The organism is Flavobacterium sp. ALJ2, from assembly GCF_015594725.1.
GTDB lineage: Bacteria > Bacteroidota > Bacteroidia > Flavobacteriales > Flavobacteriaceae > Flavobacterium.
Genome location: NZ_JADNRC010000001.1, coordinates 93,343 through 112,946, shown reverse-complemented (window position 1 = coordinate 112,946; position 19,604 = coordinate 93,343). Strand labels below are relative to the sequence as shown.

The 19,604-nt window shown below is 33.2% G+C and carries 21 protein-coding genes; 15 read left to right on the top strand and 6 right to left on the bottom strand.

The features are described from left to right. Positions 1-31: 31 nt before the first annotated feature. The 3 genes from prmC to IUY40_RS00525 all read right to left on the bottom strand — a co-directional run bounded on the left by prmC (position 32) and on the right by IUY40_RS00525 (position 2,196). Entirely contained in the window at positions 32-886 is an 855-nt protein-coding gene (prmC, locus tag IUY40_RS00535; RefSeq protein WP_195734942.1) for a peptide chain release factor N(5)-glutamine methyltransferase, read from the bottom strand. A gap of 142 nt (positions 887-1,028) precedes the next feature. Then, on the bottom strand, positions 1,029-1,469 hold the full coding sequence (locus IUY40_RS00530) for a hypothetical protein (protein WP_195734941.1): 441 nt from the start codon (positions 1,467-1,469) through the stop codon (positions 1,029-1,031). Between the two features lie 241 nt (positions 1,470-1,710). Further along, positions 1,711-2,196 (bottom strand): GNAT family N-acetyltransferase, encoded by a 486-nt coding sequence (locus IUY40_RS00525; RefSeq protein WP_195734940.1) that lies wholly within the window; start codon positions 2,194-2,196, stop codon positions 1,711-1,713. Between the two features lie 310 nt (positions 2,197-2,506). Here IUY40_RS00525 and ribD point away from each other — a divergent pair, with 310 nt between their 5' ends. The 3 genes from ribD to IUY40_RS00510 are packed head-to-tail and all read left to right on the top strand — an operon-like array spanning position 2,507 to position 4,799. Continuing rightward, positions 2,507-3,562: a bifunctional diaminohydroxyphosphoribosylaminopyrimidine deaminase/5-amino-6-(5-phosphoribosylamino)uracil reductase RibD gene (ribD, locus tag IUY40_RS00520; RefSeq protein WP_195734939.1), complete on the top strand. Its 1,056-nt coding sequence runs from the start codon at positions 2,507-2,509 to the stop codon at positions 3,560-3,562. Then, positions 3,555-4,157: an HAD family phosphatase gene (locus IUY40_RS00515; RefSeq protein WP_195734938.1), complete on the top strand. Its 603-nt coding sequence runs from the start codon at positions 3,555-3,557 to the stop codon at positions 4,155-4,157. The genes ribD and IUY40_RS00515 overlap by 8 nt, the downstream gene beginning before the upstream one ends. 9 nt (positions 4,158-4,166) lie before the next feature. Next, positions 4,167-4,799, top strand: a complete 633-nt coding sequence (locus IUY40_RS00510) for a YigZ family protein (protein WP_195734937.1) — start codon at positions 4,167-4,169, stop codon at positions 4,797-4,799. A gap of 24 nt (positions 4,800-4,823) precedes the next feature. Here the strand turns inward: IUY40_RS00510 and IUY40_RS00505 are convergent, their stop codons facing one another. Continuing rightward, positions 4,824-5,234 carry a thioesterase family protein gene (locus IUY40_RS00505; RefSeq protein ID WP_195734936.1) on the bottom strand — a complete coding sequence of 137 codons (411 nt, stop codon included), beginning with the start codon at positions 5,232-5,234 and terminating at the stop codon, positions 4,824-4,826. 186 nt (positions 5,235-5,420) lie between these two features. Here IUY40_RS00505 and dnaA point away from each other — a divergent pair, with 186 nt between their 5' ends. The 12 genes from dnaA to IUY40_RS00450 all read left to right on the top strand — a co-directional run bounded on the left by dnaA (position 5,421) and on the right by IUY40_RS00450 (position 17,205). Beyond that, positions 5,421-6,848 (top strand): chromosomal replication initiator protein DnaA, encoded by a 1,428-nt coding sequence (dnaA, locus tag IUY40_RS00500; protein ID WP_195734935.1) that lies wholly within the window; start codon positions 5,421-5,423, stop codon positions 6,846-6,848. A gap of 7 nt (positions 6,849-6,855) precedes the next feature. Beyond that, the gene (locus IUY40_RS00495) at positions 6,856-7,323 is read left to right on the top strand and encodes a low molecular weight protein-tyrosine-phosphatase (protein ID WP_195734934.1); all 468 of its coding nucleotides are present in this window, start codon (positions 6,856-6,858) and stop codon (positions 7,321-7,323) included. A gap of 35 nt (positions 7,324-7,358) precedes the next feature. Further along, positions 7,359-8,081 carry an SAM-dependent methyltransferase gene (locus IUY40_RS00490; protein WP_195734933.1) on the top strand — a complete coding sequence of 241 codons (723 nt, stop codon included), beginning with the start codon at positions 7,359-7,361 and terminating at the stop codon, positions 8,079-8,081. A gap of 22 nt (positions 8,082-8,103) precedes the next feature. Continuing rightward, positions 8,104-8,439: a hypothetical protein gene (locus tag IUY40_RS00485; protein WP_317190886.1), complete on the top strand. Its 336-nt coding sequence runs from the start codon at positions 8,104-8,106 to the stop codon at positions 8,437-8,439. Further along, positions 8,399-8,539, top strand: coding sequence for a hypothetical protein (locus IUY40_RS19680; RefSeq protein WP_347343914.1), 141 nt, complete (start codon positions 8,399-8,401; stop codon positions 8,537-8,539). Before IUY40_RS00485 ends, IUY40_RS19680 begins: the two co-directional genes overlap by 41 nt. Positions 8,540-8,638: 99 nt before the next feature. Further along, a complete protein-coding gene (locus IUY40_RS00480; RefSeq protein WP_195734932.1) occupies positions 8,639-9,766 on the top strand; it encodes a methionine aminotransferase in 1,128 nt (375 codons plus the stop codon). Between the two features lie 77 nt (positions 9,767-9,843). After that, positions 9,844-10,725, top strand: coding sequence for an SDR family oxidoreductase (locus IUY40_RS00475; protein WP_195734931.1), 882 nt, complete (start codon positions 9,844-9,846; stop codon positions 10,723-10,725). Positions 10,726-10,925: 200 nt separating this feature from the next. Next, on the top strand, positions 10,926-11,534 hold the full coding sequence (udk, locus tag IUY40_RS00470) for a uridine kinase (protein ID WP_195734930.1): 609 nt from the start codon (positions 10,926-10,928) through the stop codon (positions 11,532-11,534). A 111-nt stretch (positions 11,535-11,645) separates the two neighbouring features. After that, positions 11,646-11,969, top strand: coding sequence for a septum formation initiator family protein (locus IUY40_RS00465; RefSeq protein WP_195734929.1), 324 nt, complete (start codon positions 11,646-11,648; stop codon positions 11,967-11,969). A gap of 24 nt (positions 11,970-11,993) precedes the next feature. After that, complete coding sequence (locus tag IUY40_RS00460) at positions 11,994-13,364, top strand: methylmalonyl-CoA mutase subunit beta (protein WP_195734928.1); 1,371 nt, start codon at positions 11,994-11,996, stop codon at positions 13,362-13,364. A 43-nt stretch (positions 13,365-13,407) separates the two neighbouring features. Continuing rightward, entirely contained in the window at positions 13,408-15,546 is a 2,139-nt protein-coding gene (gene scpA / locus IUY40_RS00455; RefSeq protein ID WP_195734927.1) for a methylmalonyl-CoA mutase, read from the top strand. A gap of 222 nt (positions 15,547-15,768) precedes the next feature. After that, positions 15,769-17,205, top strand: coding sequence for an alanine/glycine:cation symporter family protein (locus IUY40_RS00450; RefSeq protein ID WP_195734926.1), 1,437 nt, complete (start codon positions 15,769-15,771; stop codon positions 17,203-17,205). A 213-nt stretch (positions 17,206-17,418) separates the two neighbouring features. Here the strand turns inward: IUY40_RS00450 and IUY40_RS00445 are convergent, their stop codons facing one another. Together IUY40_RS00445 and mltG are read right to left on the bottom strand one after the other, a co-directional pair. Next, the gene (locus IUY40_RS00445; protein WP_195735255.1) at positions 17,419-18,063 is read right to left on the bottom strand and encodes a peptidoglycan-binding protein LysM; all 645 of its coding nucleotides are present in this window, start codon (positions 18,061-18,063) and stop codon (positions 17,419-17,421) included. 463 nt (positions 18,064-18,526) lie between these two features. Continuing rightward, entirely contained in the window at positions 18,527-19,567 is a 1,041-nt protein-coding gene (mltG, locus tag IUY40_RS00440; protein ID WP_195734925.1) for an endolytic transglycosylase MltG, read from the bottom strand. Positions 19,568-19,604: the final 37 nt, after the last annotated feature.

Sequence of the window (19,604 nt, the reverse complement as noted above, 5' to 3'; positions counted from 1 at the left end):
ACATTTACCTTTTTATATCTTATCAAAAAAATTATTTTTTACAAAAAATCATCCTATCATTGTCATAAATATCTTTGCGCAATTCGATGTTTTTAAAGCCTAGATTCTCAAGTAATTCAACTGTTTCTTTCCCTAAATACTGATTGATTTCAAAGTAAAGACTTCCGTTTTTTACCAAATTTTTCTGTGCCAATTCAGCTATTTTTTTGTAAAAAATCAATGCATCATTATCCGCTACAAAAAGTGCCAAATGAGGCTCATTATCTAAAACATTTTTCTTGATTTCTTCTTTTTCTAAATTCCGAACATAAGGAGGATTCGAAACTATAACATCGAATTCTTGCATTAAATCTTCTGTTTCCAAAATGTTTTGATGCAAAAAAGTAACCGAAACTTCGTTAGATATAGCATTCCTTTTAGCTGTATCCAAAGCACCTTCTGAAACATCGATTGCAAAAACCTGAGCTTTAGGAAGATTCTTTGCCAACGAAATTGCAACACAACCACTTCCAGTTCCTATATCTAAAATTTTGAGATTTTGAGATTTTCCAATCTTTGAATTCCCTTTTATAATCCACTCCACCAACTCTTCCGTTTCTGGTCGCGGAATTAAAACATTCGAATTTACCTCAAAATCCAATCCGTAAAAATTAGTTTTCCCTAATAAATATTGTATCGGAATTTCCTTTTTTAATTCAGCCTCCAAAATACTCCAATCTTCAATTTCTTCGTCTGAAAAAGACAAACCTGGATTTAAAGCTAAATCTATTTGTTTAAGGTTTCGTTTCTCTTCCAGTATTAAATAGAAGAAACTCTCCGCTTCCAGAACATCATAAATTCCTGAAAGCTCTTGAATAAATTGCGTTCTGTATTGTTTTATTTTCATTTTTATATTTGTTATTAAAAAGCAGGTTCAATTAGCAATCAAATTGCACTGCAATTTCAGAAACTCTTTTCATCGCTTCTTCACTTTTGGCTTTTGATGAAAGGAACAAAATTACTCGTTCCTCTTCATAATCTCTGTTGCACTAAAAATAAAAATCTAATTTTCCATCCCCAGCAAAAAGCAACACTACAAATGTATCGTTAAATGACTGCTCTGTTAAAAGTAATTTTTCGGTAGTATTTCCTGCTGTTAAGTACAACTTATAGCTGGCAACCTTCTTAAAAACCTCTTCTTTATTATTATCCGCAGAAATTATTTCAGAAGAAAGCACTTTGCCTTCGGCACGCAAAACGTAATTGATATTATTAAATGTATTAGTTACTTTTTCTGTTGTCCATATTTTATCTTTCTTTATTTTTAAAGACTTTGTTTTTCCTAATTTCAAACTAGGATACTCCATAAAAATGATTGTTTTATTTTTAGAAATAATTGACACTAAAGAATCTCCCGAACAGTCGTCGAATCCTTTTTCTATTTTAAAATCAGCCTTCCCTAAATAATACTCCCCATGCTGTTCATACAAATCAATCTACTTTTTAGTTAAAGAACCTGCAGAATTTTCACCGCTATAACTTCTTGGCAACAAAATATAAAAGTCATTTTTAAACTCCTCATCAGAAACTACTTCTTTTTCCTGAATAGAATCTTTTTAAACTGGTTTCTCAGTAACTGCAATATTTTTCTCTGCTTTTATCTCTTTAGAATCTTTACAAGAAAACAGGATTGAAATTAAAACAATTCCAATAGCTAGTTTTTTCATATTCTTATAGTTTTTTTAACATCCATACGGGGCATGAAGTATGACCTGTGCTTCCCATTGGAGCATCAAGATATTCAAAACCTGATTTTTTATATAATTTTTGAGCAGCATACATAAAAGGCATCGTTTCGATATAACAATTTTCAAAACCAGAATCCTTAGCACTTTCCAAGCATTTTTCCATCATTTTACTTCCTATTCCTAAGCCACGTGTTTCTGGCAAGAAATACATCTTTTGCAATTCACAAATTGTTGGTGCTTCATTCTCTAAAGGAGCAATTCCTGCACATCCTACGATTTTACCATTATTTTCAACCACATAATAAACTGATTTAGGTTTATTATATTCTTCAAACATAAAATCTAAATATGAATCTTCGTATGCAGTTCCCACTTTCGGAATATTCAACTCATCAAAAACCGCTCTTATTAATTGTGCCACGGCTTGATTGTCTTCTTTTATTATTTTTCGGATAATCCAATTTTCCATTTCTTCTTATTATATCTTACTTAAAGTACAAAAGTAAATATACTTTAACTCGTTGAATGCAATTCGTAAAAAAACATTTAACACATAAAGACATCAATTCAAACTTACAATTACAAAGAATTCTAAAAAAACCATAATTTTTTCACATAGCCTTATGCGATTTATTTTATGTGAAAAATATTTTTTTTTAGACTTTACAAACGTATGGTTCTATGAGTTAAAAAAATCATGCGCAATAGAGTATACAACATTGCCGTTTAAGATAGTTTCAAAACTAAATCATGAACTCAAAAATAACTACTTTTGCATTGTGAATATACATGAAAAATACATAAAACGCTGCATTCAACTTGCCAAAAATGGCTTAGGAACTACCTACCCAAACCCAATGGTTGGTAGCGTTATCGTTTATAATGATACGATTATTGGAGAAGGCTGGCATAAAAAAGCAGGCGAACCGCATGCCGAAGTAAATGCTATAAACGCTGTTAAAGATAAATCGTTACTCAAAAAAGCAACCATTTACGTAAGTTTAGAACCCTGTAGTCATTTTGGAAAAACACCTCCTTGTTGTGATTTAATTATCATCAATGAGATTCCAAATGTAGTTGTTGGAACTGTTGATCCAAATGAGAAAGTTGCAGGTAAAGGAATAAAAAAACTTCTTGAGGCTGGGAAAAAAGTTGTCATTGGTGTTTTAGAAGATGAATGCAATGAGCTAAACAAGCGTTTCTTTACATTTCATCAACAAAAAAGACCCTATATAATCTTAAAATGGGCAACATCTAAAGATGGATTTCTAGCTCCCGAAAAAGACAATGATGTAAAACTAAAAAGAGAACCCATCTGGATTACGAATATATATTCTAGACAATTAGTACACAAATGGCGAAGCGAAGAACAAGCCATTTTAGTAGGAACTCAAACTGTTATTGATGATAATCCTAAATTAAACACTCGGGATTGGGCTGGAAATAATCCTGTCCGGGTAATTTTAGATCAAAATAATCGCATTCCGCAAGACAGCCATATCTTTAACAATGATGTTAAAACTATTGTATTTACAAAATCCAAAATTGCCATTGAAAAAGAAAACCTTATCTTTGAAGTAATTGATTTTAAAGAAAATATAATCCCACAAATACTTACAGTTTTGTACAAGCACCAAATTCAATCGATTATTATCGAAGGCGGACTACAAACTTTACAAACCTTTATCGATATCAATCTTTGGGATGAAGGTCGTTTTTTTGTTGGAGATACTTACTTTACAAAAGGCACCAAAGCTCCTGAATTTGCTAGTAAAAAGTCAAAAACAATTTACATCGGCAAAGACAAATTAATACAAGATAGAAACCATGATTGACACTATTATATTTGATTTTGGAGATATTTTCATCAACCTAGACAAACAAGCTACAATTGATGAATTAAAAAAGCTTGGCCTATCGGAATGGAACAAAAATCTAAATCTTCTGAATATTAAATTCGAAACAGGTAACATCACACCCGAAGAATTTATAACCGGATTTCAAAAAGAAATCCCAAATGCTTCAGCAAAAGATATCCTCAATGCTTGGAATGCAGTCTTACTTGATTTCCCATTATATCGACTAGAATTTCTTCAAATGCTTTCTGGAAAATATAGACTATTCTTATTAAGCAATACCGATTCAATTCACATTAAAACATTCGAACATAAAACGGGGATTTCTTTTTACAGTGATTTCTACCAATGTTTTGAAAAAGTATATTTTTCGTTCGAAATTGGAATGAGAAAACCAAATCACGAAGCGTATAACTACATCATAAACAAACACGAACTATCCCCAAAACGAACACTGTTTGTTGACGACAAAATCGAAAACACCAATGCTGCAGCCGAATTAGGGCTTCAAGTATGGACCCTACAAGTAGGAAAAGAAGATGTCGTAGATTTATTTGACAAAAAAATAATTTAAAAAATAATCTTGGAAATCAAAGACAACTACCAAACGATAGCTTCCACTTCGGAAGAAGTCTTATATAAAGAAAAGAGCAGCAAGTTTTTTGGCTATGCTTACCCCATAACATCTGAAGAAGAAGTTAAACCCATTATTGAAACTTTAAAGAAACAACATCCAAATGCAGTACATTATTGCTATGCCTATCAATTAGGAATTGAACCTACTGTAAGCTACAGAGCTAATGATGATGGAGAGCCGAGCAATACGGCAGGGATGCCTATTTATGGACAAATCCAATCTTTTAACGTTACAAACATCCTTATTGTTATTGTACGCATATATGGAGGGATAAAATTAGGTGTTGGAGGCCTAATTGCAGCATACCGAACGACAGCACAAATGACATTAGAAGTTTGTGAAATTATCAAAAAAACGATTGATGTTCGATTTTTAATTTCTTTTGACTATAAAAACATGAATAAAGTAATGCGGGTAATTAAAGAAAAGAAACTAGAAATTATATCCCAAGAAATGGAAATAAACGAGGTTTCTGGACTGCCAATTGGCAAAATAACAGTTCAAGTACGCAAAAAAAATGCCGAAATGGTATTCGACATTTTTGATTCAATGTTTGAAATAGATGTGAAATCTTGCTAAAACCGCCCTCATTTAAGGCAAATTTTAGCAATTATCAATGTTTTTAAGAAGCTCCAAAATATAACTTGGAGGAGCCGTTGGGCGACCTGTTTTTAGAGATACAAATACCAAAATAAAGACAGCAGTTGTTAATAACTCATTTAATTCGTTATAGATTGCGCAATCAAATTCTATCTTGACAGAGGTCTGACTTTTAAATGTTGTATGCACTGTTAATAATTCATCATAGCGTGCTGATTTTTTATAATTAATATTCATAGAAACGATTGGCAAAGCAATCCCACTTTCTTCCATGCTTTTATACGAAACCCCTTTGTTTCTAAGCCATTCGACGCGACCAATTTCAAAATAAGGAATATAATTCCCATGATAAACGACTCCCATTTGATCCGTTTCTGAGTAACGAACACGCACTTGAGTTTGATGATTTTTCATTATTTATTTATTAAAAAAAATTACTTTTTAGAACCCGCCTTACAACAATATTTTATAAAATTACCATCCGAAATATTTTTTTTTAACGAAATTTGTTCACATATTTGTTATCTTGAAAAATGACAAATATCTAACCTCGTTTTTATAAGACAAATATTATCAATACACATAAATTTAATTGAATCTATGACTAAAACTGCACAATCGGTATGGGAAAACTGTTTGTCTTTCATAAAAGACAACATTCAAGATCAGGCGTACAAAACTTGGTTTGAGCCAATCAAATCAGTTGAGCTAACCGACAACGCATTATATATTCAAGTCCCAAGTAAATTTTTCTACGAATGGTTGGAAGAGCACTACGTTAAATTACTTAAAGTAGCTCTTACCAAAGAACTGGGAAAAAATGCAAAGTTACTCTATAAAATTAAAATGGAAAACACTTATGGTAATAAACAACCGTTTACGGAACAATTACCAAGTGCCAATAGAGGGCCAATGAAACCACAAGATGTTGATGCTCCATTTAAAAACTTAAATCCAGAATTAAAAAATCCTTTTGTAATTCCAGGAATACGTAATTTAAAAATCGAGTCCCAATTAAACGCTAATTATAGTTTTGACAATTTCCTTGAAGGAGACTCAAATCGTTTAGCTCGTTCTGCAGGTATGGCTGTTGCCAACAAACCTGGGGGAACTTCATTTAATCCTTTATTGATTTTTGGAGGCGTTGGTTTAGGAAAAACGCACTTAGCTCACGCAATTGGAGTTGAAGTAAAAGATAAATACCCAGAAAAAACGGTTTTATACATTTCTGCCGAAATTTTCACACAACAATATATCGACTCCGTAAAGAAGAATAATCGCAACGATTTCATTCACTTTTACCAGTTAATCGATGTTTTAATTATTGACGACGTTCAGTTTTTATCTGGAAAATCAGGTACTCAGGACGTTTTCTTCCATATTTTTAATTATTTACATCAAAATGGAAAACAAGTAATCTTGACTTCTGACAAGGCTCCTGTAGACATGCAAGACATCGAACAACGTTTATTGTCACGTTTTAAATGGGGATTATCTGCCGAGTTACATCAGCCAGATTATGAAACAAGAATTTCTATCTTAAAAAACATTCTATATCGCGATGGAGTTGAAATTCCAGAGGATATTATTGAATATGTAGCACGCAACATTAAATCAAATGTACGTGAACTAGAAGGAGCAATTATATCATTGATTGCACAATCTTCTTTCAATAAAAAAGAAGTAACACTTGAATTAGCTAAAAGTGTAGTCGAAAAATTCGTTAAAAATGTAAAAAGAGAAATTTCTATTGATTATATTCAAAAAATTGTATCTGATTATTTCCAGCTAGACATTGAAACACTTCAATCTAAAACCAGAAAGAGGCACGTTGTTCAAGCAAGACAATTAGCTATGTTTTTTGCGAAAAAATTCACTAAAGCATCTTTAGCAAACATCGGCTCACAAATTGGTGACCGTGATCACGCAACCGTATTACATGCTTGTAAAACAGTTGACAACTTAGTCTCTACTGACAAACAGTTCAAAAAATTTGTAGAAGACATCAATAAAAAATTAACGCTATAAACGCAGCATGCCTGTAAAAATTTTAATGGTCTGCTTGGGTAATATTTGCAGATCACCGTTAGCTCAAGGCATATTAGCCTCGAAATTACCTGAAGATGTTTTTTTAGTTGATTCGGCAGGAACGGGCTCCTGGTATGTTGGCCGTAATCCGGACGAACGCGCTATTGCAGTAGCAAAAAAAAACGGCCTAAATATTTCCAACCAAAAAGGAAGACAATTCAAAACTTCCGATTTTGATACTTTCGACTATATCTACGTCATGGACAGTTCCAATTATGATGACGTTATTGCATTGACAAAAAAACAAGAGCAAAAGGATAAAGTGCAACTTATTCTGAACGAGTTATTTCCTTCCGAGAATGTTGATGTTCCTGATCCCTATTACGGCTTACCAAATGGCTTCAGCTCCGTATACGAAATGCTAAACGAAGTTGCCGAAGTGATTGCTGAAAAACTAATAGCTAAACATCAATAACCAAACCTCGTCTTTATAAATTAAAAATCAAACATATGAAATCAACTTCTTTATTAGGAAAACTTTATTTGATTCCGACAACCTTAGGCGAAAGTGACCCTATGGATGTTTTACCACAAACAATAAAGAGAAGCATTGATTTTATAGACCATTATATTGTAGAAAACGAGAAAACAGCCCGAAAATCAATAAAAGCAGTTTCTCCTGAAAAAAAACAATCTGAACTTATCCTTTTCACTCTAAATAAGCGCACTGAAAACAGCGAACATTTAGATTTCATAAAACCTTTATTAGAAGGCAAAAATATGGGATTAATGAGTGAAGCAGGCTGTCCAGGCGTTGCTGATCCTGGTGCTGTAATTGTAAAACTAGCACATGAAAAAGGAATTCAGGTAGTACCACTTGTCGGACCCTCTTCTATTTTATTAGCCATGATGGCATCTGGAATGAATGGCCAAAGCTTTACCTTCAATGGCTACTTACCTATTGATAAAGACGAAAAAAAATCAGCATTAAAGTATTTTGAAAAATTATCTCAGGATAAAAATCAATCTCAGCTTTTTATTGAGACTCCATACAGAAATAATAAATTAGTCGAAGATATTCTGCAAATTTTAAATCCTGCGACGCATCTTTGTATCGCTACAGACATTACTTTACCAACTGAGTTTATTAAAACAATGCGAATAGCTGATTGGAAAAAAATAAAAGTAGATTTACACAATCGACCTACGATATTCATTATCCATAAAATGTAATCAAACTTTAGAACCATCTTCTATGAAGAAGTTTTTAATCCTGATTTTAATTTATTCAGTACAAAATATAACTTCTCAGACTATTAAAGAAGATTCTAAAACTGAAATACCCTCAAATGAATTACTTAAAAGTCAAGAGGTAAAAGGTCCGGATTATATCTATAATACCGCTGGCATAGAAGTTAAGCCTGAATTTCCCGGAGGATTGATCGGTTTGGACAGTTTTATAAAACAAAATTATAAAAACCCAACAGATAATCTAAAGGGCAAAGTATATATGACGTTTATAATAGAAAAAAGATGGTTCATTAAGTGCTATCAAAGTTTTAAGAGATATTGGTTATGGAACTGGTGCTGAAGCTATTCGCATTTTAAAAACATCTCCTAAATGGACACCTGGAATACAAAACAACAAACAAGTTAGAGTACTTTATTCTCTTCCTATAACTATCTACTAATAAGCTATAGAATCTCTTTTTTGAAAAATATTCGTTTCAGAAAAAGAAATTAAAATTATCATAAAAAAGCTATCTTTATAAAAGTAATTATAGATTTTTATGAGCAAACTTCCCCACATTGGCACGAGTATTTTTACGATTATGTCTAAAATGGCAAACGAACACAATGCAATTAATCTATCGCAAGGATTCCCTAATTTCCCTGTTGACGAACGATTAACTAGCATTGTAGCACGACTTGCAACCGAAAACGTACACCAATATACTCCAATGGCAGGTTACCAGCCATTATTAACCAAAATAGCCAAACTAGTTTTAGATTCTTATAAGCGAGTAATTGTACCAGAAACCGAAATCCTTGTAACTGCTGGAGCAACTCAAGGTATTTTTACCACCATACAAGCATTAATTAAAGCAAACGATGAAGTAATTATCCTCGATCCGAGTTACGATTGCTACGAAGCACCTGTTTTATTATGCAATGCACATGCTGTTCGGGTTCCGTTAAACGATGATTACACTCCAAATTGGGAAACCATAGAAAAGGCTTGCTCTATAAATACCCGCATGATAATCATCAATAATCCGCATAACCCGACAGGGAAAATTTTAACGGAAGTAGATTTTATAAAATTAGAAAAGATTCTTAAAAAATATCCTGACCTATTAGTATTATCAGATGAAGTTTATGAATACATCATTTTTGAAGAAAAACACATCTCTGCACACACCCGTCAACAACTTTTAAACCGTTGTATCATGATTTCCTCTTTTGGAAAATCATTCCATATTACAGGATGGAAAATTGGGTATGTTGTAGCGCCAGAACATTTAATGATTGAAATTAAAAAAGTCCATCAATTTTTGGTTTTTAGTGTAAATAGCATCTCCCAAATTGCCATTAGCGAATACTTGGATATTGTAGATGTAACCAAACTCGGTAAGTTCTATCAAGAAAAACGAGATTACTTTAAAAAATTACTAGAAAAAAGCCGATTTGAATTAAAACCATGCGAAGGAACCTATTTTCAGGTTGCATCCTATAAATCAATTTCTGACGAAGATGATGTTACTTTCTGCAAAAGACTAATAACCGAATATGGAGTTGCCGCAATTCCTATTTCAACTTTCTATGCCAACAGAAAAGATTTAAAACTAATCCGTTTTTGTTTCGCCAAAGACAATGCTACACTAGAAGCTGCTGCCAAAAGATTATGTAGCATTTAGCAGAAGATAAAATTAACACATATATTATGCATGCATACTATTAAAACCCTATATTTACCTTTTAAATTTAAGAAAACATGAGCTATACAGATAAAATGTTAAGAGACGATGCTTTACAAGGCAAAGTAATAGTGGTAACTGGCGGAGGAAGTGGCCTCGGAAAAGCGATGACCAAATACTTCCTTGAGCTAGGTGCAAAAGTTGCCATTACATCAAGAGATTTAGAAAAACTAAAAAATACTGCGACAGAACTTGAAACTGAAACTGGCGGAACTTGCTTGCCACTGCAATGTGATGTTCGTCATTATGAAGAGGTAGAAAACATGCTGCAAGAAGTTTTAAAAGCTTTTGGCAAAGTAGATGTTTTACTAAATAATGCTGCTGGAAATTTTATTTCACCAACAGAAAGACTATCTGCTAATGCTTTTGACACTGTTATCGACATTGTTTTAAAAGGTTCTAAAAACTGTACGCTTGCTTTTGGAAAACACTGGATAGACACCAAGCAAACATCAGCTACAGTATTAAATATTGTAACTACATATGCTTGGACAGGATCTGCATATGTTGTACCAAGTGCTACTGCAAAAGCAGGAGTACTAGCCATGACAAGAAGTCTTGCTGTAGAATGGGCAAAATACGGAATCCGTACTAATGCTATTGCTCCAGGTCCATTCCCAACTAAAGGAGCTTGGGATAGGTTACTTCCTGGAGATCTTGCAGAGAAATTTGACATGGCGAAAAAAGTACCTTTAAAACGCGTGGGAGACCATCAAGAATTAGCCAATTTAGCTGCTTATTTAGTTTCTGATTTCTCAGCCTATGTAAATGGAGAAGTAATCGTTATCGATGGCGGAGAATGGTTAAAAGGAGCTGGGCAATTTAATTTATTAGAAGCAATTCCTGAAGAACTTTGGGATCAGCTGGAAATGATGATAAAAGCAAAGAAAAACAAATAATAAGTGCTTACTAAAGTCAGGTATTTAAACAAATCACTGATTGCACAAAAGGTCTCCGTTACATCGTAATTGAGACCTTTTCTTTTACTTAAAAAACTCAAAAAGTAACATAAAGACTACACCTAATTTTAAGTATTTAATCTAATGACAAATCCGTATTAATTCTTATTTTTGCCGCTTCAAATTATAACAACATTTTTATGCTCATCATTGGAATTGCAGGCGGAACAGGAAGCGGAAAAACAACCGTAGTACATCAAATCATGAATGAATTACCCCATACCGAAGTGGGCGTAATCTCTCAGGATTCCTATTATAAGGAAAATAAAAATCTATCTTTTGATGAAAGAGCCCTGATTAATTTTGATCATCCACGTGCGATAGATTTCGATTTATTAGTTAGTCATTTAAATGACCTTAAAGAAGGAAAAACAATCGATCAACCTGTTTATTCATTTATCACTCACAATAGAACCGACGACACAATTAGCACTCACCCAAGAAAAGTAATGATTGTTGAAGGTATTTTAATCCTAACAAACCCAGAACTTAGAGCACTTTTTGACATTAAAGTATATGTGCATGCCGATTCAGACGAAAGACTTATTAGACGCTTAAAGCGTGATATCGCAGAACGTGGTCGTGATTTAGATGAGGTTTTAACACGCTACCAAAACACGTTAAAACCTATGCATGAGCAATTTATAGAACCTACAAAAGCTTTTGCAGACATCATAATACCAAATGACAAATACAACACTGTAGCAATAGATGTAGTTCGTGCAGTAATTACGCAACGTATTCTATAATTTTATTGTAAATTTATTGCATTAATAATTAGGAGCTAATCCCGTTTTCACCTTTATCTTTGTTCATACCTCACAAAGGATATCGGCTCTACCGGGGCTAAAAAATAAAAAATGACTAATCCGCATAAAGACAAATCCTGGTTTAAATTCCTAAGCAACAAGTATGTTTGGGTATTGTTGTTTTTTATAATCTGGATGGTTTTTCTAGATAATTACTCCTATTTTGACAATCGTTTTCTCGATAACCAAATAAATGAGTTACAAGACAATAAAACCTATTATCAGGAAGAAATAAAAAAAGATCAGGAACAAATAAAAGAACTTAAAAACCCAGAGCAGATTGAAAAATATGCTAGGGAAAAGTATTTTATGAAAAAAGATAGTGAAGATATATACATCATCGAATTTGAAGGTGATACTATTAAAAAAAAATAAATTTAGAATTATAAAGAGATAAAAATGGCTACTCCCCTTTTCGATAATTTTAGTCCCGTATCATCCAAACAGTGGAAACAACGAATCCAATTTGAATTGGATGGCGCCGATTATAACGAAACTTTAATTTGGAATTCTCCAGAAGACATTCAGGTAAAACCATTTTATCATAATGATGAAGATATAAATCCTCTTGAAGTAACAACTAAAGCAACTGATTTTAAAATATGCCAAAATATTTTTGTTCATGACGTTTTAAAATCAGTTGAAAGGGCTTTAGATTCACTAAAAAGAGGAGCCGAAAGCTTACGCTTTACAATTGAGAATGACACTATTGACATTGAAAAATTATTCCGAAATTTAGCTCTCGAAAATAGAAAAGTTTACTTTAATTTGAATTTTATTTCAATCGATTTCGTAAAAAGACTAAATACAATATCGAAACAGAAAAAAGCTGCTTTTTATTATGCTATTGACCCAATTGGACAATTGGCAAAAGATGGAAATTGGTTTTCGTTTACTACCAAAGAAAAAAACAATTTCGAAACACTTGAGATCCTTTCAAAGGAAATTCCAAATGTATCACTAATAAGCATTAATGCAGGTTTATATCAAAATGCTGGTGCCAATATGGTTCAACAACTTGCTTATACTGTAGCACATGCCAACGAATATTTCAACCGAATTCCTTCGATAAACGGAACTATAGTGTTACAAATAGCAGTAGGAACAAATTACTTTTTTGAAATAGCTAAACTTCGTGCTTTACGACTGCTCTTTAATTTGATTGCAACCGAATACAATTCAAATATCAAATGTCATTTATTGGTTTCTCCAACAAAACGAAACAAAACCTTGTATGATTACAATGTAAATATGCTACGTACCACAACCGAATGTATGTCGGCAATAATTGGTGGTGCTGATGCTATTGCAAATTTACCATACGATGCTTTATACCACAAAGACAACGAATTTGGAGATCGAATTGCCCGCAATCAACTATTGATTCTTAAAAACGAAAGTTATTTTGATAAAGTCAATAATCCTGCCGACGGAAGTTATTATGTCGAAAGTCTTACGAAGCAACTTGCCGAAAAAGCATTAACCCTTTTTAAAGATATCGAAGCCGATGGTGGCTTCCTAAAGCTATTAAACGAAGGAACCATCAAAAGAAAAATCCAAGAAAGTGCAGATAAGGAACAGGAATTATTTGATTCAAAAAAAGAAATATTGCTTGGGACAAATAAGTACCCAAACAAAGAAGACAAAATGAAGCATGATTTAGAACTCTTCCCTTTTGTAAAAATAAAACCTAGAAAAACATTAATTACACCAATAATAGAAAAACGGTTGTCCGAAAAATTAGAACAGGAACGTTTAGCTCTTGAATAATCTGATTTTAAAGCAATAACAACCCATACAAAAAAGTGTTTCAATGATACGAAAAGACCTCAACCATATCAGACTAGATGTTAAAAGTGAGAAGATAGATGTTGTTTCTAAAAACCAACCAACAACCAACAACTTTGAAACAGCCGAAGGCATTGATTTAAAAGCTACCTATACCGAACAAGATATTGAAGATATAGAACATATTGGCTTTGGAGCAGGATTTGCGCCTAATTTAAGAGGACCTTATGCAACTATGTATGTCAGACGTCCTTGGACAATCAGGCAATATGCAGGATTTTCGACTGCCGAAGAAAGCAATGCCTTTTACAGACGTAATCTGGCTGCTGGTCAAAAAGGCTTATCAATCGCTTTTGACCTACCTACCCATCGTGGCTATGACTCTGATCACGAACGTGTTGTAGGTGATGTAGGTAAAGCTGGAGTTGCTATTGATACAGTCGAAGACATGAAAGTCTTGTTTAATCAAATTCCGCTTGAAGAAATGTCAGTTTCGATGACAATGAATGGAGCTGTTTTACCCATTATGGCTTTTTATATCGTTGCAGCCGAAGAACAAGGCGTTCCTCCAATAAAACTTTCAGGAACAATACAAAATGACATCCTAAAAGAATTCATGGTACGCAACACATATATCTATCCACCAACTCCTTCAATGAAGATTATTGCTGATATTTTTGAATTTACAAGCAAAGAAATGCCGAAATTCAATTCGATTTCAATCTCAGGATATCATATGCAAGAAGCAGGTGCAACAGCTGACATTGAATTAGCCTACACGCTCGCAGATGGATTAGAATACATTCGGACTGGACTAACTACAGGAATGTCTATAGATGAATTTGCTCCCCGATTGTCTTTTTTCTGGGCTATAGGAATGAATCACTTTATGGAAATTGCTAAAATGCGCGCTGGAAGAATGATTTGGGCAAAACTTGTTCAGCAATTTAACCCTAAAAGCGATAAATCATTAGCATTAAGAACGCATTGTCAAACTAGCGGATGGAGTTTAACAGAACAAGATCCGTTTAATAATGTAGCACGTACTTGTATCGAAGCCACTGCTGCAGCTCTTGGTGGTACCCAATCTCTACATACAAATGCACTAGACGAAGCAATTGCATTACCAACCGACTTTTCGGCAAGAATCGCTCGTAATACACAAATTTTCTTGCAGGAAGAAACCAAAATAACAAAAACCGTCGATCCTTGGGCAGGTAGCTATTATGTAGAAAGCCTAACAAATGAGATTGTAACCAATGCATGGAAACTAATTGAGGAAGTAGAAGAATTAGGCGGAATGACTAAAGCTATTGAAGCTGGTATTCCTAAGTTAAGAATAGAAGAAGCTGCCGCAAGAAAACAAGCGCGTATAGACAGCGGACAAGATATAATTGTTGGTGTTAACAAATACCGACTAGAAAAAGAAGATCCTTTACAGATTCTTGATGTCGACAACCAAATGGTTCGTAAGCAACAGGTAGCCCAACTCGAACATATTAAAGCTACGAGAGATTCTGAAAAAGTAAAAACAATACTCGAAAAATTAATTCATTGTGCAAAAACTGGCGACGGAAATTTACTGGAAATAGCTATTGATGCTGCAAGAAATCGTGCCACATTAGGCGAAATTAGCGATGCATTAGAAACTGTTTTTGGAAGATACAAAGCACAAATTAAATCCTTTAGTGGCGTGTACAGTGCAGCAATAAAAGACGACAAAAGCTTTGAGAAAGCAAAACAATTGGCCGATACCTTTGCAAAAAAAGAAGGTCGTCGCCCAAGAATTATGATTGCCAAAATGGGGCAAGACGGTCATGACAGAGGTGCAAAAGTAGTTGCCACTGGTTATGCCGATGTAGGTTTTGATGTAGACATTGGTCCACTTTTCCAGACTCCTGCTGAAGCAGCCAAACAAGCTGTAGAAAATGACGTTCATATTCTAGGCGTTTCTTCACTTGCTGCGGGGCATAAAACCCTTGTTCCACAAGTTATTGAAGAACTTAAAAAACATGGACGCGAAGATATTATGGTAATTGTAGGAGGTGTAATACCTGCACAAGATTATCAATATTTATTTGATGCAGGTGCTGTTGCTGTTTTTGGACCTGGTACAAAAATAAGCGAAGCTGCAATTACAATTCTGGAAATCCTAATTGATTAAAAAAAAAATATCTGTTACTCCACTAAATAATTTATATTATCGAATATTCTATTTCAAGGCAAGTATATGTGAGATACTCTTGCCTTTTTAGTTAATAAACCTTCTATAAAACACTTAACATAGCTATTTTAGAAAACAATTCTTAAAATAACCAAATTCCTATAGTTTTTATCTGTTTATTTTTCCTACTTTAGCAATACTCTTAATATCTAATTATCAAACATGGAACTATTTATAGAAAAAATAAACAATCTTATCTGGAGTGATGCCTTAATATTTCTTTGTCTAATAACTGGAATATATTTTAGTATACGTTTTAAATTTCCTCAAATTTTATATCTAAAGCAAATGATTAAACTCTTGTTTGATAGTAGTTCTTCAGATAAAGGAATTTCTTCTTTTCAAGCTTTTTCTCTTGCAATTTCTGGACGAGTAGGTACTGGTAACATTGCAGGGGTTGCTACAGCAATAGCAATGGGAGGTCCGGGAGCAATTTTTTGGATGTGGACTATTGCATTCTTAGGGAGTGCTTCTGCAATTGTTGAGGCTACACTTGGACAGATGTATAAAGAAGAACGAAACGGACAATACAGAGGAGGTCCTGCTTTTTACATATTAAAAGGACTAAACAACAAAGTATTTGCATGGACCTTTGCTATTGTAACGATAATAAGTACGGGATTTCTATTACCTAGTGTTCAAAGTAACAGTATCTCTGTTGCGGTAAAATCTGCATTTGACATACCTTTTCATCAAACAGGAATAGGTTTAGTGCTTTTACTTGGTATCATCATCATCGGTGGTGTTAAAAGAATAAGTAAAGTGGCTGAATATATAGTTCCTTTTATGGCAGGCACTTACATTATTATGTCTTTAATCATAATTTCTCTAAACATAACTAAAGTACCTGAGGTATTTTCTCTTATCATCAATTCTGCTTTTAGTCTCGACGCAACATTTGGAGGAATTGTAGGTTTAGCAATCTCTTGGGGTGTAAAAAGAGGGATATATAGTAACGAAGCTGGTCAAGGTACTGCACCACATGCGGCGGCGGCGGCGGAAGTTTCTCACCCAGTAAAACAAGGACTTGTTCAAGGATTTTCTGTATATGTAGATACCTTATTTGTTTGTACAGCTACTGCCTTAATGATTCTTTTTACCGGGCAGTATAATGTGAAAAATCCTGAAGGAGGATTTCTCGCAGAAAATATTCCCAATGTAGAAATGGGACCTGAATATACTCAATTTGCGGTTTCGCAACACTTCCCGCTTATTGGTAGTGGTTTTGTCGCTATAGCACTCACTTTTTTTGCTTTTACAACTATTATGGCTTATTATTATATTGCAGAAACCAACATTAGCTTTATAATGCGCAAAAATAAAAGTCAACTATTGATATGGTCGTTAAGAGTTTTTATTTTGTTCTCTACCTTTGTCGGCTGTATTACTACAGCAAAAACAGCTTGGACACTTGGTGATATCGGCGTAGGTTTAATGGCTTGGCTTAATATTGTTGCTATTTTATTACTACACAAAAAGGTAATAATACTCTTCAAAGATTACAACCAACAAATTAAAGCAGGAATTGACCCTGTATTTGATAATAGTAAATATAATTTCCCAAATATGGATATTTGGAACAGGAAATCTAAAAAATAAAATACCGAGAGCTATACTATTTAATTATATTATCTATACTAACTATCTGCCAGATAATGCAGTATTTAGAAAAAAATTAATCTAAACTAACGTAGAAAATCAAAGATTAAGATTCAAAAAAAAAAAAAAAACACTTGCAAAAATATTCTTGCAAGTGTTTTTTTTTAATAATAATCTATACCGATTATTAAAAACTAGTAATATTCTAAAGAATTATATAGAATGTACCGTAGCATCATTATTAGCTTCGACAGAAGATATGTTATACCCTCCAAAAGCCTTCATATAGCTCCTGATAGACGTTCCGTAAGCATCTCTGGAGTATTTTTGCCCATTATGCTTAAAAAAGTTTTTAACAGAGCCAGCGCCTCCTAAGTGCGCCGCTGCCAATATTCCTGATTCGGTAATATAAATCCCGCCTATTAGCTTTCCTTCATATTTCTCGATTTCTTTTCTTAATATCCATTTGTTTTTAGACAATAAAGCAATAAATGCTTTTTCTTGTAACGCAGGATTTTCAAGGAATGCTTGATCATTTCGAACTCCAATTGCACGTAAGGCCTGGGTTCCGAATTGATATTTCCCCATATAACCAAGTGTATTTACTTTTCTGTATTTGCCTTGAGATTCTTTTAAAGCGATTGCTTCTTTGAAACCGATTAGGTGGTTTCCGGTGAAAGGAATACTGTCTACAACAGGATAATCTTTCTTTTCTTTAGATGGTAGTAAGTATTCGATTCCATCTGTATTTTCTGTAAGAAACCAAGGTTTGGCGTCTAACTTAAAGGGCTTAAAACCCGTGCTTAAAAATGCAATAATAACTGTTAACGTTGTGTAAAAATACCATTTGTTTATCATAGATTGTTTTTCTTTTGAACGCTGTCCCATTCAAAAATTTCTGCCTGCAAAGATACAATAAAATTTACAAAGCTATAAATCAACTAGTTAAACTTTTCCAAAATCCCCCTTAACCCCCTAGTTAGAAGAGTGTTCCGGAAAATATTTTTAATTCATAATAGCCCTAAAAGCTAATAAAAACGTTTCGTAAAAAAACAATTTCCATTCTTTTTTTGTAAGATAAACGTCGAGACATTGATAAAACTTGTAAGCACTATTCGAAGCTCAGATTGTCAAATCAGTATTTTTTTTTCTCCATTAATTATAAAAAAATGATAGAATTTATCCCTAAACAAAACTCTTATATTATAATAATCTTAGACAATTCGGTAACCAAATTATATTTCCTAAAAATTGACTAAAAAAAATGCCGAAGTTATATCACTTCGGCATCTTTTATATTTTTTAATTTTATCTATCTAAACTATCTTACCACTCCTTGACTATTAATCCAATCTGAATATTTTTTTGCATTTACATTATGCTGAGCTAAAGTAGATGCAAATTCATGGTATCCAAAACGATCTATACTTGCGCAAAAATAAATATAATCATTTTTTTCAGGATTCAAAACTGCTTCTAGTGCTGTAATATCTGGCATTGCAATTGGCCCAGGAGGAAGTCCCGTATTCATATAAGTATTATAAGGAGAAGACATTGTTAAGTCTTTATAGAAAACTCTTTTTATTACTTGATCAAAGTTGTTTGTTTTCTTTTTGATTGCATAAATAACTGTTGGATCTGCTTGTAATGGCATTTCCAAACGTAATCTGTTTAGGTAAACTCCTGCAATTCTTGGTCTCTCATCTTTTTTTACCGATTCTTTATGCACAATTGAAGCTAAGATTGTAGCTTCAACAGGAGTTAATCCCTGTACTTTGGCTTTAGCAATTCGTTCATCAGTCCAGAAATTATGATATTCTTTAATCATTTTATCACGAAACTTTAGCGCCGAAGTATTCCAATAAACTTCATAAGTATTTGGAATAAACATTGCAAATACATTCTCTTCGTTAAAACCATTTTCTTTCAAAAACTCAGGATCTTTAAAAGCAGTTAACAAAGTCAAGCTATCGGCTTCAATTTGAGAGCCAATTCGGCCTGCAAAATTCTCTAAACGTTCCTGATTATTAAAAGCTAATTTAACGGGAACATTAGATCGCATTGCTCTTACCAAATCCATATTATTCATATCCTTGGTCAATAAAAAACGTCCTGGTTTAACATTTTCAGGATAGTTTCTTTTATTGGCAACCATTTCAAAATTCTGTAAATCTTTCACATACGGCTCCAATATTTTTTTAACATCTTCATAATCAGATCCAGTAGGTACATATACATAAACTTCTTTTTCAGGAAATTTAGTATTAGCACTAAAAATTTGATTTATCAAAATGAATCCATAAACCATCAAAACCGAAATTACAATAACGGCACTTATCGTTATAATTTTCTTTATATTCATATGGGGCTACATTACTTGCTAGTATTTATAAAAGTAC

What these genes read in the sequence shown, in the direction of transcription:
- IUY40_RS00515 (WP_195734938.1), top strand. Translation starts at nt 3,555, where the DNA reads ATGATTGACACTATTATATTTGATTTTGGAGATATTTTCATCAACCTA.
- IUY40_RS00445 (WP_195735255.1), bottom strand. Translation starts at nt 18,063, where the DNA reads ATGATAAACAAATGGTATTTTTACACAACGTTAACAGTTATTATTGCA.
- mltG (WP_195734925.1), bottom strand. Translation starts at nt 19,567, where the DNA reads ATGAATATAAAGAAAATTATAACGATAAGTGCCGTTATTGTAATTTCG.
- IUY40_RS00490 (WP_195734933.1), top strand. Translation starts at nt 7,359, where the DNA reads ATGAAATCAACTTCTTTATTAGGAAAACTTTATTTGATTCCGACAACC.
- IUY40_RS00485 (WP_317190886.1), top strand. Translation starts at nt 8,104, where the DNA reads ATGAAGAAGTTTTTAATCCTGATTTTAATTTATTCAGTACAAAATATA.
- udk (WP_195734930.1), top strand. Translation starts at nt 10,926, where the DNA reads ATGCTCATCATTGGAATTGCAGGCGGAACAGGAAGCGGAAAAACAACC.
- IUY40_RS00460 (WP_195734928.1), top strand. Translation starts at nt 11,994, where the DNA reads ATGGCTACTCCCCTTTTCGATAATTTTAGTCCCGTATCATCCAAACAG.
- dnaA (WP_195734935.1), top strand. Translation starts at nt 5,421, where the DNA reads ATGACTAAAACTGCACAATCGGTATGGGAAAACTGTTTGTCTTTCATA.
- IUY40_RS00475 (WP_195734931.1), top strand. Translation starts at nt 9,844, where the DNA reads ATGAGCTATACAGATAAAATGTTAAGAGACGATGCTTTACAAGGCAAA.
- IUY40_RS00480 (WP_195734932.1), top strand. Translation starts at nt 8,639, where the DNA reads ATGAGCAAACTTCCCCACATTGGCACGAGTATTTTTACGATTATGTCT.
- IUY40_RS00525 (WP_195734940.1), bottom strand. Translation starts at nt 2,196, where the DNA reads ATGGAAAATTGGATTATCCGAAAAATAATAAAAGAAGACAATCAAGCC.
- IUY40_RS00495 (WP_195734934.1), top strand. Translation starts at nt 6,856, where the DNA reads ATGCCTGTAAAAATTTTAATGGTCTGCTTGGGTAATATTTGCAGATCA.
- IUY40_RS00505 (WP_195734936.1), bottom strand. Translation starts at nt 5,234, where the DNA reads ATGAAAAATCATCAAACTCAAGTGCGTGTTCGTTACTCAGAAACGGAT.
- IUY40_RS00450 (WP_195734926.1), top strand. Translation starts at nt 15,769, where the DNA reads ATGGAACTATTTATAGAAAAAATAAACAATCTTATCTGGAGTGATGCC.
- prmC (WP_195734942.1), bottom strand. Translation starts at nt 886, where the DNA reads ATGAAAATAAAACAATACAGAACGCAATTTATTCAAGAGCTTTCAGGA.
- IUY40_RS00465 (WP_195734929.1), top strand. Translation starts at nt 11,646, where the DNA reads ATGACTAATCCGCATAAAGACAAATCCTGGTTTAAATTCCTAAGCAAC.
- scpA (WP_195734927.1), top strand. Translation starts at nt 13,408, where the DNA reads ATGATACGAAAAGACCTCAACCATATCAGACTAGATGTTAAAAGTGAG.